The 14,175-nt window shown below is 62.2% G+C and carries 15 protein-coding genes and 1 riboswitch; of the genes, 13 read left to right on the top strand and 2 right to left on the bottom strand.

The annotated features are described in order from the left end of the window. Window positions 1-7 precede the first annotated feature (7 nt). The 13 genes from G3M63_RS02315 (at window position 8) to G3M63_RS02255 (ending at window position 12,275) form a co-directional block, all read left to right on the top strand. A complete protein-coding gene (locus G3M63_RS02315) occupies window positions 8-508 on the top strand; it encodes an ureidoglycolate lyase (protein WP_218573645.1) in 501 nt (166 codons plus the stop codon). 55 nt (window positions 509-563) lie between these two features. After that, window positions 564-795: riboswitch (cobalamin riboswitch) on the top strand. Between the two features lie 116 nt (window positions 796-911). Then, window positions 912-2,726 (top strand): TonB-dependent vitamin B12 receptor, encoded by a 1,815-nt coding sequence (gene btuB, locus G3M63_RS02310; RefSeq protein WP_163981777.1) that lies wholly within the window; start codon window positions 912-914, stop codon window positions 2,724-2,726. A gap of 172 nt (window positions 2,727-2,898) precedes the next feature. Next, window positions 2,899-3,474: a hypothetical protein gene (locus G3M63_RS02305; RefSeq protein WP_163981776.1), complete on the top strand. Its 576-nt coding sequence runs from the start codon at window positions 2,899-2,901 to the stop codon at window positions 3,472-3,474. Next, a complete protein-coding gene (cobO, locus tag G3M63_RS02300; RefSeq protein WP_163981775.1) occupies window positions 3,471-4,082 on the top strand; it encodes a cob(I)yrinic acid a,c-diamide adenosyltransferase in 612 nt (203 codons plus the stop codon). Before G3M63_RS02305 ends, cobO begins: the two co-directional genes overlap by 4 nt. Beyond that, window positions 4,079-5,371 carry a cobyrinate a,c-diamide synthase gene (locus G3M63_RS02295; RefSeq protein WP_163981774.1) on the top strand — a complete coding sequence of 431 codons (1,293 nt, stop codon included), beginning with the start codon at window positions 4,079-4,081 and terminating at the stop codon, window positions 5,369-5,371. The genes cobO and G3M63_RS02295 overlap by 4 nt, the downstream gene beginning before the upstream one ends. Beyond that, entirely contained in the window at window positions 5,368-6,015 is a 648-nt protein-coding gene (bluB, locus tag G3M63_RS02290; RefSeq protein WP_163981773.1) for a 5,6-dimethylbenzimidazole synthase, read from the top strand. The genes G3M63_RS02295 and bluB overlap by 4 nt, the downstream gene beginning before the upstream one ends. A gap of 43 nt (window positions 6,016-6,058) precedes the next feature. Further along, complete coding sequence (gene cbiB / locus G3M63_RS02285) at window positions 6,059-6,961, top strand: adenosylcobinamide-phosphate synthase CbiB (protein WP_163981772.1); 903 nt, start codon at window positions 6,059-6,061, stop codon at window positions 6,959-6,961. Continuing rightward, window positions 6,954-7,955: a threonine-phosphate decarboxylase CobD gene (gene cobD, locus G3M63_RS02280; protein WP_163981771.1), complete on the top strand. Its 1,002-nt coding sequence runs from the start codon at window positions 6,954-6,956 to the stop codon at window positions 7,953-7,955. The genes cbiB and cobD overlap by 8 nt, the downstream gene beginning before the upstream one ends. Next, window positions 7,943-9,400, top strand: coding sequence for a cobyric acid synthase (locus G3M63_RS02275; RefSeq protein ID WP_163981770.1), 1,458 nt, complete (start codon window positions 7,943-7,945; stop codon window positions 9,398-9,400). The genes cobD and G3M63_RS02275 overlap by 13 nt, the downstream gene beginning before the upstream one ends. Further along, window positions 9,397-9,918: a bifunctional adenosylcobinamide kinase/adenosylcobinamide-phosphate guanylyltransferase gene (gene cobU, locus G3M63_RS02270; RefSeq protein WP_150300110.1), complete on the top strand. Its 522-nt coding sequence runs from the start codon at window positions 9,397-9,399 to the stop codon at window positions 9,916-9,918. The genes G3M63_RS02275 and cobU overlap by 4 nt, the downstream gene beginning before the upstream one ends. Continuing rightward, window positions 9,915-10,976, top strand: a complete 1,062-nt coding sequence (gene cobT, locus G3M63_RS02265) for a nicotinate-nucleotide--dimethylbenzimidazole phosphoribosyltransferase (RefSeq protein WP_163981769.1) — start codon at window positions 9,915-9,917, stop codon at window positions 10,974-10,976. Before cobU ends, cobT begins: the two co-directional genes overlap by 4 nt. Further along, window positions 10,973-11,512 (top strand): alpha-ribazole phosphatase family protein, encoded by a 540-nt coding sequence (cobC, locus tag G3M63_RS02260; RefSeq protein WP_163981768.1) that lies wholly within the window; start codon window positions 10,973-10,975, stop codon window positions 11,510-11,512. Before cobT ends, cobC begins: the two co-directional genes overlap by 4 nt. Window positions 11,513-11,534: 22 nt before the next feature. After that, the gene (locus tag G3M63_RS02255; protein ID WP_163981767.1) at window positions 11,535-12,275 is read left to right on the top strand and encodes an adenosylcobinamide-GDP ribazoletransferase; all 741 of its coding nucleotides are present in this window, start codon (window positions 11,535-11,537) and stop codon (window positions 12,273-12,275) included. 6 nt (window positions 12,276-12,281) lie between these two features. Here G3M63_RS02255 and G3M63_RS02250 read toward each other — a convergent pair whose 3' ends face one another. Both G3M63_RS02250 and G3M63_RS02245 read right to left on the bottom strand, forming a co-directional pair. Next, window positions 12,282-13,085, bottom strand: a complete 804-nt coding sequence (locus tag G3M63_RS02250; RefSeq protein WP_163981766.1) for an ABC transporter ATP-binding protein — start codon at window positions 13,083-13,085, stop codon at window positions 12,282-12,284. Next, window positions 13,082-14,170, bottom strand: a complete 1,089-nt coding sequence (locus G3M63_RS02245; RefSeq protein WP_150300115.1) for an iron chelate uptake ABC transporter family permease subunit — start codon at window positions 14,168-14,170, stop codon at window positions 13,082-13,084. The genes G3M63_RS02250 and G3M63_RS02245 overlap by 4 nt, the downstream gene beginning before the upstream one ends. Window positions 14,171-14,175 lie beyond the last annotated feature (5 nt).

Raw genomic sequence — 14,175 nt, 5'->3', positions numbered from 1 at the left:
CAAGCAGATGAGCGAACAACTGTTACAGCTGACGGCTGAGCCCCTGACGCCCGAGGCCTTCGTGGCCTTTGGCGATGTGATTGATCATCGCCGCGCCGAGTTCTTCATGATCAATAGCGGGCGCACCCGCCGTTATCATGATCTGGCCAGGGTCGAAACCCTGGGCGAGGAAGCTCGAACGCTGATCAGCATCTTCATCAGCCAGCCGGTGCAGATGCCGCTGGAACTGACGTTCCTCGAACGTCACGCTCTGGGCAGTCAGGCCTTTATACCGCTGCATGGCGAGCGTTTCGTTGTGGTCGTCGCACCGTCGGGCGACGTTATTGACCCAACCCAGGTGCGCGCCTTCGTCACCGATGGCCGACAGGGCGTGAACTATCATGCCGGCACCTGGCATGCGATCCAGTCTGTGCTCGATTCAGAGGGTGAGTTCCTGGTGGTGGATCGTGGCGGCGCCGGGCACAACTGCGACGAGCATCCGCTTGCGGTACGGGTGACCCTGGCTTAACGACCTCAGGGCGAGACGCACCAGTTCGTCCTTTACATCCTGTTTCAAAACTCCTAACCTTCCGCCTGCTTCAGGTTCCTGCCAGTAATTGGTGGGTGAAACTGGGAAGCCGGTGCGTCTGCTTCAGACAATTCCGGCGCTGCCCCCGCAACGGTAAATGAGTGCCGGCCACTACGGTGTGCCAGGCGGATGATCCAGCAAGACCACTGTGCTTCGCATGGGAAGGTCGGATCATCGGAGTTATCCACTCATGAGTCCGGAGACCGGCCTGTCGCATGTCACAGTAGTGCGGCGGGCACTGCGGGTGGAGCGATTTCATCTGTGTCGAAACCGTTTGCCCCTGTCCGTCGCGGCTGCTTTTAACCAGCCATGCCGTACGGGTGAGTACGGTGACGGAGCACCGATGAAATTTGCACGCACAACCCTGGCGCTGGCCCTGACGGCCGCTGCCTGCCTGTCCCATGCCGAATCCCTTTCCCTGAATGATCAGGTCGTTACCGCAACGCGGACCGGCCAGTCCCTTGGCGCCAGTCTGGGTGCGGTTACCCGCATTGATCGCGCCGATATTGAACGTCTTCAACCAACCGATCTGCCGGATCTGCTGCGCCGTACGCCTTCGGTGAGCATCGTCAACAATGGCGGGCCGGGCAAAGCGGGCAGCATTGGTATCCGCGGTAGCGGTTCCGGGCATGTGCTGGTGCTGATCGATGGCGCGCGCATTGGCTCGGTGACGAGTGGCGATGCGGCGTTACAGAATCTGCCGGTGGAGCAGATCGAGCGCATCGAGATCGTGCGTGGCCCGCGCTCCAGTCTGTACGGCTCCGATGCCATTGGTGGGGTGATCCAGATCTTTACCCGCCGGGGCAAGGGCGGAGAGACTAGGCGCTGGATGTCGCTGACGGCGGGTAGCCGTAATCACCATGCCGGCAGCGCTGGCATATCCGGTGGGGTGGGCGATGGCTGGTACAGCCTGGGGGTTACCAGTCTGTCGACCCGGGGTATTGATGCGCGGCCGAGTCATGGCGAGCCGGATCATGACGGGTATCGCGAGCTGTCTGGCAATGTCCGCGCGGGTTACCGTTTCGATAACGGTCTGGAGCTGGAAGGCCATGTGCTGGAGTCCCATTCCAGCAATGACTACGACTCTGGCTTCAAGGCCAACTCCGATGCGGTGCTGACCATCCATGGCGTCAATGCCCGTTTTGCGCCGCTCAAGTCATGGCGCGTGTCGCTGCAGGCTGCACGCAGTGAGGACAAGAGCGACAACTTCAACGGCAGCACCTTTTTCAGTCGCTTCGATACCCGCCGTGACACGCTCGGCTGGCAGAACGATATCGATCTGGCGCCCGGTCATCTGCTCACGGTGGGCTATGACTATCTGGCCGATGAGGTCAGCAGCACCACCGAATACAGCGAGTCCCAGCGCGGTAACCACGGCTATTACGCGCAGTATCTCGGCCAACGCGGTATGCACGAATGGCAGGCGAGCCTGCGCTACGATGACAATGAACAGCACGGCGAGCACACCACCGGCAATCTCGGCTATGGCCTGACGCTGTCCGATAACCTGCGATGGGTGGCCAGCTACGGTACCGCATTCAAGGCGCCGACCTTTAACCAGCTGTACTACCCCGGCTTCGGTAATCCGGACATCAGCGAAGAAACCTCCCGCAACCTGGAAACCGGTCTGCGCGGTCAATACGATTGGGGTCAGTGGTCGGTCAATCTGTTCCGCAACGAGGTGGAAGATCTGATCGCCAGCGTAAACCTGGGCGGCGGCATCTATCTGGCGGAGAACGTCGACAAGGCGGTGATCAAGGGTATCGAGTTCGAGATGGACAGCCAGTGGCTGAACTGGGACTGGCGCACCAACCTGACCTTGCAGGACCCCGCGAACCGATCTTCCCGTCCTGGGCAGGGCGATCTGCTCGCCCGCCGCGCAGAGCAGCTGTTCAATCTGGATATTGATCGCCGCTTCGGGCGTATCGGTGTCGGTGCCAGCCTGCATGCCGAAGGCCGCCGCTGGGATAACGCTTCCAACACTACCGACCTGCACGGCTATAACACCGTCGACCTGCGTGCCACCTATTGGTTCAGCCACGCCTGGCGGCTGCAGGCGCGGGTCAGCAATCTGTTCGATAGCCAATACGAAACCGCCGCCAGCTATCAACAGCCAGGCCGGGCCGGTTATCTGACTGTGCGCTACCAACCACTTTAAAGGAGCCCCTGAATAACTACTGCGCTCGGTCATGCTGCGTTGAAATCCTCGTCAAATTGCTCATTTACAGCACGTAAACTGCGCATTCTCGTCGGATTTCGCCTTGCCTGACCTTCGCTCGCTACGTTCTTCAGAGGCTCCCCTAACCGTGAAACGAAAAGGGGAATGACCCATGTTGGCACTATCCAAACGCAGCCAGTTGGCTGTAGGTGTTGTACTCGTACTCTTGATGGCAATCAGTCGCGGCAGCCATTTCAGCGCAGTGAATCTGCCCAGTGCGTCCTGGGCGGTATTTTTCCTGGCGGGGGTGCTGTTGCGTCCGCGCTGGGCATTCCCTCTGCTGTTTCTTCAGGCGCTGTTTATGGATCTGATGTCGACTGGTTGGGCCAGCGATAGCCATTGCATGACGTTGGCGTACTGGACGCTCGTGCCGGCCTATGGCGCGCTCTGGTTTGGCGGCCGCCTGTATGCGCGCTGGCATCGTGAGCAGTTCTCCAGTCTGCTGATTCTGGTGCCCACCGTGGCCGCAAGTGCGCTGGTGTGTCAGTTGTTTTCCAGCGGTGGCTTCTACTGGCTGTCGGGTCGGCATAGCGATCAGACTGTGGCCGGCATGTTCGAGCGCATCGCCACCTACTATCCGCAATACCTGAGCACTCTGGCGCTTTACGTGGCCTTGGCGGCGCTGGTTTACGTTGCGCTGCGCCTACTCACTGGTCAGCAGGTTGCGGCCGGAGATCACCGGGCATGAGTGAGATTCCCGGCCGCGACGAGCGCCACCGCCTGCGCATGCAGCGCAAAAAGGCGCTGATGGATGAAAAGATAGCCCAGGCGCAGGACGAACACGGTCTGCTGCTGGTGCTGACCGGTAACGGCAAGGGCAAGAGCAGCTCCGCGTTCGGGATGGCGGCGCGGGCGCTGGGCCATGGCATGCAGGTCGGCATCGTGCAGTTCATCAAGGGCTCGAGCAGCACAGGGGAGGAGACCTTCTTCCGGCGCTTTCCCGATGAAGTGCGCTACCACGTGATGGGTTCCGGCTTTACCTGGGAGACCCAGGACCGCCAGGACGATATCGCCAAGGCGCACGCGGCCTGGGATGTGGCGGTGGAATTGATGAGCGATCCGGATGTGGGCCTGGTGGTGCTGGATGAGTTGAATATCGCGCTGAAGTACCGCTATCTGGATCTGGAGCAGGTATTGCGCGATATCGCGTCGCGGCCGATGCATCAGCATGTGGTAGTGACCGGGCGCGGCGCGCCTGATGAGCTGATCGACGCAGCGGACACGGTCACCGAGATGGGCGTGGTCAAGCATGCGTTCAAATCGGGCATCAAGGCGCAGCAGGGAGTCGAGTTTTGAATACCCGTTCATGCCCGGCGTTACTGATCGCCGCGCCTGCCTCAGGGCAGGGCAAAACCACCGTTACCGCGGCGCTGGCAAGGATGCATACCCGGCAGGGACGACGGGTTCAGGTGTTCAAATGCGGGCCGGATTTCCTCGACCCGATGATTCTGCAACGCGCCAGTGGCCGCCCGGTATACCAGCTTGATCTGTGGATGACCGGTGAAGTCGAGAGCCGTCAGTTGCTGTGGCATGCGGCGGGCGATGCCGATCTGATTCTGATCGAAGGCGTGATGGGGCTGTTCGACGGCACGCCCTCGGCGGCGGATCTGGCACGGCGATTTGGCGTGCCGATTCTCGGGGTCATCGACGGTTCCGGCATGGCGCAGACCTTCGGTGCCATGGCCCACGGACTGGCGCATTACCAGCCCGATCTACCCTTTGCCGGCGTGTTGGCAAACAAGCTCGGCAGCACCCGCCATGCTGAAATCCTGCGCGACTGTCTGCCAGAGGGCATGCACTGGTACGGCGCTTTGCCGCGTGATCCGGCGCTGGCTTTGCCCAGCCGGCATCTGGGTCTGGTTCAAGCCGATGAGGTGGATGATATCGACGTTCGCCTCAATGCCGCTGCGGACGCTTTGGAAGCCAGCGCCGGGGCCCGATTGCCAGAGGCGGTCCGCTTCGAAGGCGAGCCGGGCGCAGAGGTTGAGCCGCTGCTTGCTGGCGTGCGTATCGGCGTCGCCCGCGATGCGGCTTTCGCGTTTCTGTATCAGGCCAACCTCGACTTACTGAGGCGCATGGGCGCCGAATTGGTGTTCTTTTCGCCTCTGGTCGACAGCATGCTGCCCGATGTCGATAGCCTGTATCTGCCCGGCGGTTATCCGGAGCTGCACCTGCAGCAACTGGCGGCTGACAGTGAGCTGGCGGAGGCGATCCGCCGTCATCACCGCGCCGGCAAGCCGATGCTCGCTGAGTGCGGCGGGATGCTCTATCTCTGCGAGACGCTGACCGATGCCGAAGGCCTATCAGCCGAGCTGGTCGGGTTGCTGCCTGCGCGGGCAGTCATGCAAAAGCGCCTCACCGCGCTGGCGCTGCAGCAGGTTGCGTTTCCGGAGGGCGTATTGCGCGGTCATACCTTTCACCATTCCTCGCTGGATTGTGCGTTGGAGCCGCTGGCTCGTGGCGAGTGTCCGAACTATCGGCGCACCGCCGAAGCGGTGTACCGCCTTGGACGAACGACGGCTTCCTATATCCATCTGTATCTGCCAAGCGATCCCAACGCCGCGGCAGCGCTGTTTCGGCCATGAATAGCCAGGCGTTTTCTGTTGCAGAGCGCGACGCGGTATACCGCGCCATCCGCGAGCGTCGGGACATGCGACATTTCAGCGGCGGCAGCGTGGCGCCGGAGCAGCTGGCGCGTCTACTCCAGGCAGCGCATCAGGCACCCAGCGTTGGCCTGATGCAGCCCTGGCGTTTTGTCCGCGTGCTTGATCCCGCTCTGCGGCAAGCCATTCATGAACTGGTCGACGCCGAACGCTGTTTGACCGCCGAGGCCCTGGGTGAACGCAGTGATGAATTCATGCAGCTCAAGGTGGAAGGCATTCTCGAGTGCGCCGAGTTGTTGGTTGCGGCGCTGCCGGAAGGCCGAGACGCGCATGTGTTTGGCCGCCGCACCTTGCCCGAAATGGATCTCGCCTCGCTGTCCTGCGCCATCCAGAACATGTGGCTGGCTGCCCGCGCCGAAGGCTTGGGCATGGGCTGGGTGTCGCTGTTCGATCCGCTGGCGCTGGCACAACTGTTGAATATGCCGTCCGGTGCGCGACCCGTGGCGGTGCTCTGTCTGGGTCCGGTCGATGCGTTCTATGCGCGCCCCATGTTGGAGGAGCTGGGATGGACGCAGGGCAAGCCGCTGGATGAGCTGATATTTACCGACAGTTGGGGCCAGTTATGACACAGCCCCGGCACATGCCCAACTATGAAAGGCGGATGTGCTGATGGCGCCGATCATGCTGGCCGCGCTGCTGCTGGATCAGTTGCTCGGCGAGCCCCGGCGCTGGCATCCGCTGGTCGGGTTTGGCGCTTACGCATCAGTCCTCGAACGGCGCTTCAATCGCGGCACATCGAGGCGTTTGACTGGGTGTTTCGCCTGGACGTTGGCGGTATTGCCGCTCACGCTGATGGCCTGGCTACTCAGCCTGATTCCCGATATCGGCTGGCTGGTCGAGCTGCTACTGCTATATCTGGCCATAGGGCTGCGTAGCCTGTCCGAGCATGCGTTACCGGTCGCCCGCGCCTTGGCCACGGGCGATCTTCACGCCGCCCGTGAATCCGTTGGCCGGATCGTCAGCCGTAATACTAGCGGGCTCGATGAAACCGCCGTGGCGGCAGCGACCACCGAGTCGGTTCTGGAGAATGGCAGCGATGCGGTCTTTGCTGCCTTGTTCTGGTTTGCCGTGCTGGGCGCGCCGGGGGTGGTGGTGTATCGACTGGCCAATACCCTCGATGCTATGTGGGGCTATCGCAATGCGCGTTTTCAGCAGTTCGGCTGGGCCGCGGCGCGGATTGACGATGTGCTGAATTTTGTCCCGGCGCGGCTGGTCGCGCTGACCTATTCCCTGTGTGGTAAGACCCGGCTGGCGCTGCGCTGCTGGCGCGAGCAGGCACCACGTTGGGACAGTCCCAATGCCGGTCCGGTCATGACCGCAGGTGCGGGCGCATTGGGTGTACAACTAGGCGGACCCGCGATTTACGGCGGGGTCATGCATGAACGTCCGATACTCGGCTCCGGGCCGGCACCCGGTGCGGCGGATATTTTTCGGGCGCTGCGACTGGTGCGCTGCGGCGTCGTTTTATGGGTGTTGATCGCAGTGGCATTATGGGGACCGGACCTTGCTTGAACACGGCGGGCGCCTGCGTCAGGCAGCCATCACCTATGGCATTCCAATCGATGACTGGCTCGATCTCTCCACTGGATTGGCACCCTACAGCTGGCCGTTGCCCTCGATACCCGCTGAGGCATGGCAGCGTCTACCGGAGGACGATGACGGTCTCGAGCAGGTTGCTCAGGAATACTATCAAGTGGAAAGCGCGCTACCCGTAGCCGGCTCGCAGGCCGCTATTCAGGCCCTGCCGGCATTGTTTTCGGGGCGGCGAGTCGGGCTGGTGGAGCCCTGCTATGCCGAGCATCGCCATGCCTGGAAACGTGCCGGGTGTACGCCGGTATCGCTATCCGGCGATGAGATTGAGGGAATGCTCGACCGTATTGACGTGCTGGTAGTGGTCAACCCGAACAATCCCACTGGCCGGGCTTTTCCACCGGCCGTGTTGTTGGACTGGCACGTGCGACTGGCCAGCCGTGGTGGCGGCCTGATCGTGGACGAAGCTTTCGTAGATCCCACCCCGGAGATCAGTCTGGCGCCCTACACCGGTGCGCCCGGCCTGATTGTACTGCGTTCGCTGGGCAAGTTTTTCGGGCTCGGCGGCGCGCGGCTGGGCTTTGTGCTGGCCGAACACGATTTACTTGTTTCCCTCGCAGAAATACTAGGCCCCTGGTCTATCAGCGGGCCGGCTCGGCATGTCGGGCGGCATGCGCTGGCAGACAAACCAACCCAGAGGATCTGGCGCGAGCGGATGCATTTCGATAGCCAACGCCTTGCGCGCTTGCTCACTGCATATGGGTTGGCACCGCAGGGCGGCTGCGCGCTATTTCAATGGATACCGCATATCGGGGCTGCTGCGCTGCATCAGGCGTTGGCCGAACAAGGAATACTGACGCGGCTGTTCGATCAGCTGTCGGCGCTGCGCATCGGCCTGCCGGGTAGCGATGCTGATTGGACACGATTCGAATCTGCACTGGCACAACTTTTCCCGGAGATCACATGCCCACGTTAATGGTCCAGGGCACCACCTCGGATGCCGGCAAGAGCACGCTGGTGACGGCATTGTGTCGATGGTTGGCACGGCGCGGTATCAAGGTCGCGCCGTTCAAGCCGCAGAACATGGCGCTCAATTCGGCGGTCACGGTGGACGGTGGTGAGATCGGCCGCGCTCAGGCGGTGCAGGCCGAAGCCGCAGGGCTGGCTCCGCACACGGACATGAATCCGGTGCTGCTCAAGCCCAACACCGATGTCGGCGCGCAGGTCATCATTCATGGTCAGGCGGTCGGTTGCATGGATGCAGTTCAATACCACGCCTACAAACCCATAGCGATGCAGGCGGTGCTCAGCTCACATGTTCGGCTCGCCAGCCAGTATCAGGTAGTGATGGTCGAAGGCGCCGGCTCACCCGCAGAGATCAATTTGCGTAAAGGCGATATCGCCAATATGGGCTTTGCCGAAGCGGTGGATTGTCCGGTGCTGCTGATTGCCGATATCGACAAGGGCGGTGTGTTTGCTCATCTGGTGGGCACGCTGGAGCTGTTGTCGCCGAGTGAGCGTGCGCGGGTAAAGGGCTTCGTGATCAATCGATTCCGTGGGGATATTGCTTTGTTGCAACCCGGTATCGACTGGCTGGAACAACGCACCGGCATTCCGGTACTGGGAGTGTTGCCCTACCTGCATGATCTGCATCTTGAGGCAGAAGACGCTATCAACGCCCGGCAACCGGACAAAAGCGCTCACGCGCTCAAGGTAGTCGTGCCAGTGTTGCCGCGTATCAGCAATCACACCGACTTCGATCCGCTGCGCCTGCATCCGCAGGTCGACCTGCAGCTGGTGCGGATCGGGGAGCCCATCCCGGCGGCGGAGCTGATCATCCTGCCGGGATCCAAGAGCGTGCGGGCCGATCTTGCCTTTCTACGGGAGCAGGGCTGGGACAACGCGATCCAGCGGCACCTGCGCTATGGCGGGCGGCTGCTGGGTATCTGTGGCGGCTTCCAGATGCTGGGTACGCAGATTGATGACCCGCTGGGTCTGGAGGGGCCGCCCGGTAGCGCCGAGGGATTGGGGCTGCTGGATTTCACCACCACTCTACACGCCAGCAAGCGCCTGGCGCAGGTGACTGGGCACCTGACGCTTGATCAGGCGCCGGTGCAGGGCTATGAAATACACGCCGGCGTCAGTGCCGGCCCGGCTCTGGATTCGCCTCTGGTTAAGCTCGAGGGCGAAAGACCGGATGGCGCGCTCAGCGCTGATCAGCTCATTGCCGGCACCTATTTGCACGGTCTGTTCGAATCCCCCGACGCCAGCCGTGCGCTTTTGCAATGGGCCGGTCTCGATGCGCCGGTGATACAGGATTACGCGGCCTTGCGAGCACGCGACATCGACCGCCTCGCCGATCTGGTCCAAAACCATCTCGACACCGAAAGACTTGATGCCTTGTTAGGAATACATCCTTGATTGAGCTGATACTCGGCGGCGCCCGCTCGGGCAAAAGCCGGCTGGCTGAACAGCGCGCCCGCGCGTCCAATCTGCCCGTCACTTACATTGCTACCAGCCAGGCGCTGGATGCTGCCATGGCCGAGCGTATCGCCATTCATCAGCAACAGCGTCCTTCCGAATGGTTCTTGATTGAGGAGCCGCTGGCATTGGCCGATGCGCTCGATCAAAGGTGCGCAGCCGATCAGTGCGTGCTGGTTGATTGCCTTACCTTGTGGCTGACCAACCTGTTGCTGGATCCGGACCCGCAGCGCATGGCCAATGAACAACAGCGTTTGCTCGATCTGCTCCCGACATTGACCGGACAAGTCATTCTGGTGAGCAACGAGACGGGGCTCGGCGTGGTCCCCATGGGTGAACTGACGCGCCGTTATGTCGATGCCGCCGGCTGGTTGCACCAGAGCCTGGCGCAAATAAGCGATCGGGTGACCTTCTGCGTGGCCGGTTTGCCGATGACTCTGAAGGGGGAAAAACCATGAATGAAGCATGGTGGCAACGCGCCGCTCAGAATGTGAATGTGCAAGTTCAGCAGCAGAGCCTGGCGCGTCAGAGTCAACTGACCAAGCCCCCCGGTTCACTGGGCGTACTTGAAGACCTGGCCGTTACCCTCGCATCGTTGCAGCGCCGTTCGCGCCCGGTGATCGATTACCTGTGCATTGATATCTTTGCGGGCGACCATGGCGTGGTGGAAGAGGGCGTATCGGCCTTCCCCCAGGCCGTCACCGGTCAGATGTTGCATAACTTCGCAGGCGGTGGCGCGGCGATCGCCGTGCTTTCCCGCGCTCTCGACGCGCAGCTGCGGGTTTATGATCTTGGCCTGGCGCAGCCGATAACGCCCCCGCCCGGCGTAATCCAGCGTCATATTGCACCCGGCACGGCCAACTTCACCCGGCGAGCGGCCATGACCGCTGCGCAATGTCAGCAGGCATTGAACGCCGGCAGAGATGCGCTGGTAGAAGCGGCGATTGGCGGCTGCTGTGATCTTTATATTGCCGGGGAAATGGGCATCGGCAATACCACCAGCGCCTGCGCCCTTGCCAGCGCACTGCTTGGCGTTGCACCGCAGCAACTGGTTGGCGCGGGTACAGGGCTCGACGCAGCAGGCGTGGCGCACAAGCTCAAAGTGATTGAGCGTGGATTGCAATTGCATGCAGCACAGCTTGCCGATCCGTTGGATGCTTTAACCTGTCTGGGCGGTCTGGAAATCGCAGCGCTGGTCGGCGCCTATATCGCAGCGTCCCAGTACGGCGTGCCGGTATTGGTTGACGGCTACATTTGCTCGGTCGCTGCGCTCTGCGCGGTGCGAGTCAATCCCTCCTGCCGGCCCTGGTTGTTGTTTGCCCATCGCAGTGCCGAGCCGGGGCATGATGCGGTGCTCGCGGCCCTCGATGCGCGGCCGCTGCTTGACCTGGGCATGCGGCTTGGAGAGGCCAGCGGCGCAGCCATTGCAGTGCCGCTGCTGCGGCTGGCGTGTAATCTTCACAATGAAATGGCAACCTTTGCAGGGGCAGCGGTTTGCGCAGGGATCGGGGAATGATTGTTGATCTGCTGCGCCACGGCGAAACCGTATCCGGCGGTGGTTTTCGCGGCAGCCTGGATGACGCGCTGACCGAGTCCGGTTGGGAGCAGATGCGTCAGGCGGTTCGCGAAAACCTCGATTGGGATCTGATCGTCACCTCTCCCTTGCAGCGTTGCGCAAAGTTTGCCGCCGAACTGGCGCAGCAACGGGGAGTCGCATGGATGATCCAGCCCGACCTGCGCGAGCTGCATTTCGGCGAATGGGAAGGGCGGCACCCGCGGGATCTGATGCTGGATCAAGCTGAATTACTGGCGCGTTTCTGGGATGATCCCTACGCCTTCACGCCGCCGGGCGCTGAGCCGGTTAGCGCATTTCGGCAGCGGGTGCTGGCCGCCATGACGAACCTGCAACGTATGCATGCCGGTCGGCGTATCCTGATCATCAGCCACGCCGGCGTCATGCGCTTACTGCTTGCCCGGGCGCGGTCCTTGCCCGATCGTGACTTGCTGCAGGTTGAGGTAAGCCACGGCCAGCTGATTCGCTACGCGTGTTGACCAGCATTACGGAGAGTTTTGCATGACCCCAATGATGATAGCGCTGCAATTTCTGACCATTCTGCCGATTCGGCTACGACAGCCGCCGCGGGGGGAAGAGTCGGGCGCGTCGCTGCTCTGGTATCCAGTGGTGGGTCTCGTCATTGGCTTGCTGTTGATTGTGGTGCAGTGGCTGCTCGCAGACTTGCCGATTACCTTGCAGGCTGCTTTGCTGCTTGGTTTCTGGGTGTTGATCACCGGCGGGCTGCACCTCGACGGTCTGGCCGATACCGCAGACGCCTGGGTCGGCGGGCGCGGCGATCGCGAGCGCACCCTGGCGATCATGAAAGATCCGAATTGCGGCCCGATGGGGGTGCTGGCGCTACTGCTCACGCTATTGGTGAAATACGCAGCGCTAATCACCATTATCGAATCCAATCTCTGGTGGGTACTGTTGGTAGCGCCGTGGATCGGGCGCTGGTTGTTGCCGGCTTTGTTGCAGTCCACTCCCTATGTGCGGCCCGGCGGCCTGGGCGAATCCATTTACGAACACATGCCGCGCGGCTGGTTGCCGGCCGTGCTCTTTGTGCACGGTTTCGCCATGTTGATCATTGGCGGCCTCGCCTGGCTGGTCGTGGTGCTGTTGTTCGCGGTGGGCTATCGCGCTTTGCTCAAGCACCGTCTCGGCGGCACCACCGGCGATACCGCCGGCGCACTGGTGGAGCTGGGTGAGACGCTGGCGCTGGTGGCATTGGTGTGGGCCAACGGCCCCTTCGGCGTATAACAGGCGTTACGCCCGGCGTACACCGGCAAGAATCGGCGTTCCGGTAACCGGGTCGGCCAGCAGCGTACAGTCCACCCCATAGAGCTCCCGGATCAGCTCAGGCGTGATAATTCGATCCGGTGGCCCCTGTGCGATAACGCGCCCGGCATGCATCGCGACCAGGTTGTCAGCAAAGCGACAGGCGCTGGCCAGATCATGCACCACCATGATCACGGTCTTGCCGGTGTGGGCTTGCCGGCGGATCAGCTCGAACACTTCGAGTTGGTGGCCGAGATCCAGCGCGGAGGTCGGTTCGTCCAGCAACAGAAGGGGCGTCTGCTGGGCGATGGCCATGGCAATCCAGGCGCGCTGCCTCTGTCCGCCGGACATCGAGTCCAGCGGACGCTGTGCCAGTTGCTGCAGGTCGGCAACGGCTAGCGCATGCGCAACGATATCGCGATCTTCATCGGACCATTGACGCAGCCAGCCCTGGTGCGGCTGCCGGCCAAAGCGTATCAGCTCACTGACGGTCATGCCCTCCGGCGCCTGCGTATCCTGCGGCAGGAGAGCAACCCGCCGGGCCACTTCCCGGGTTGGCAAGCGGTGAATGTCCTTGCCATCGAGCAGTACGGCACCCCCGCGCGGCGCATGTAGCCGGGCCAGACCCGCAAGCAAGGTGGATTTGCCGCAGCCATTGGGGCCAACGATGGCGGTAACCTGTGCATCGGGGAAAGACAGATTCATGTCCTCGATAATCGATGCGTCGCCATAGGCCAGATCCAGACCGCGCGTTTGCAACCGTGCGGCTGGTACAGCGTGCTCTTCGCTCATGGCGTCATCCTCTCGCTACGCAGCAAAATCCAAAGAAGGTAGGGCCCGCCTATGACCGCGACGATGATACCCACCGGAACTTCAAGCGGGGGCATCAGCATGCGGCCGACCAGGTCCGAGAGAATCATCAATAGCGCACCGGCCAGCGCAGAGCCAAACAGTGGCACGCCACGCCCCGACAGCTGACGGGCTATTTCCGGCCCCATCAGGCCGACCAATCCCACCGGCCCGGCCACAGTGACTGCTAGCGCGGTCAGCCCCACCGCCAGGAAAAGAGCCAGAAAGCGGATGCGGCCGACTTTCAAGCCCAGGCTGATGGCGACGGGATCCGCAAAGCGCAGCACCGCCAGCGAGCGAACCAGGCCCATCCCGGCAGGAACGCCAATCAACAGTCCTATGGCTAGGGTGGTTACTGCGCCGGCAGGGCGCGCATTGAGCGTGCCGACGGTCCAGGGGAAGGCTGCGTTGGCCACATCGATCGCGACCCGTGCCAACATTAATTGGGTGAGCGAGCCAAACACGGCCCCCACGCCGATACCGATAACAATGAAGCGATAGCCGCGCGTGCCCGCCCCGCCGGCCAGACCGAAGGTCAGCGCAGTGGCGGTGGCTCCACCGATCAACGCCATTGCCGGCGGCGCCAGGCTCACGGTCATGCCAACAACCGAGGCGACGGCGAAGGCGGTTGCGCCGTTATCTATCCCTATGATCCCCGGTGTAGCCAGACGGTTGCGCGCCAGTGATTGCATCAGGCAGCCGCCCATGGCGAACGCAGCGCCAGCCAGCAAACCTGCGACCAGGCGCGGCAGGCGTAATTGGCTGACCATGAAGTTGGCCATCGCTGGCCCTTCACCGAACACGCCCGCAAGCGCCTCGCCGGGTGAAAGTGTCACGGTGCCCAGGCAGAGCGACAGGATCGAGGTGATTACCAGCAGACCAATGAGCAACAAAGAAGCAAGGGTGGCCCGTCGATCGATCAGGACGCTGCGCTTGCCCGGCAATCTGAGCAGCCATGTACCGTCTGGAGCCATTGGGGCACTGACCGGTACGCGGTTGAATGCGAGGGCGTGGTCGACTCCGTGCATGCGGA

Source organism: Pseudomonas sp. OIL-1 (genome assembly GCF_010669185.1).
GTDB lineage: Bacteria > Pseudomonadota > Gammaproteobacteria > Pseudomonadales > Pseudomonadaceae > Halopseudomonas > Halopseudomonas profundi.
This window is presented reverse-complemented; position numbering and strand designations above follow the sequence as displayed.

What these genes read in the sequence shown, in the direction of transcription:
- G3M63_RS02245 (WP_150300115.1), bottom strand. Translation starts at nt 14,170, where the DNA reads ATGCACGGAGTCGACCACGCCCTCGCATTCAACCGCGTACCGGTCAGT.
- G3M63_RS02315 (WP_218573645.1), top strand. Translation starts at nt 8, where the DNA reads ATGAGCGAACAACTGTTACAGCTGACGGCTGAGCCCCTGACGCCCGAG.
- G3M63_RS02305 (WP_163981776.1), top strand. Translation starts at nt 2,899, where the DNA reads ATGTTGGCACTATCCAAACGCAGCCAGTTGGCTGTAGGTGTTGTACTC.
- cobC (WP_163981768.1), top strand. Translation starts at nt 10,973, where the DNA reads ATGATTGTTGATCTGCTGCGCCACGGCGAAACCGTATCCGGCGGTGGT.
- G3M63_RS02250 (WP_163981766.1), bottom strand. Translation starts at nt 13,085, where the DNA reads ATGAGCGAAGAGCACGCTGTACCAGCCGCACGGTTGCAAACGCGCGGT.
- G3M63_RS02275 (WP_163981770.1), top strand. Translation starts at nt 7,943, where the DNA reads ATGCCCACGTTAATGGTCCAGGGCACCACCTCGGATGCCGGCAAGAGC.
- G3M63_RS02255 (WP_163981767.1), top strand. Translation starts at nt 11,535, where the DNA reads ATGACCCCAATGATGATAGCGCTGCAATTTCTGACCATTCTGCCGATT.
- cbiB (WP_163981772.1), top strand. Translation starts at nt 6,059, where the DNA reads ATGGCGCCGATCATGCTGGCCGCGCTGCTGCTGGATCAGTTGCTCGGC.
- cobO (WP_163981775.1), top strand. Translation starts at nt 3,471, where the DNA reads ATGAGTGAGATTCCCGGCCGCGACGAGCGCCACCGCCTGCGCATGCAG.
- btuB (WP_163981777.1), top strand. Translation starts at nt 912, where the DNA reads ATGAAATTTGCACGCACAACCCTGGCGCTGGCCCTGACGGCCGCTGCC.
- bluB (WP_163981773.1), top strand. Translation starts at nt 5,368, where the DNA reads ATGAATAGCCAGGCGTTTTCTGTTGCAGAGCGCGACGCGGTATACCGC.
- cobT (WP_163981769.1), top strand. Translation starts at nt 9,915, where the DNA reads ATGAATGAAGCATGGTGGCAACGCGCCGCTCAGAATGTGAATGTGCAA.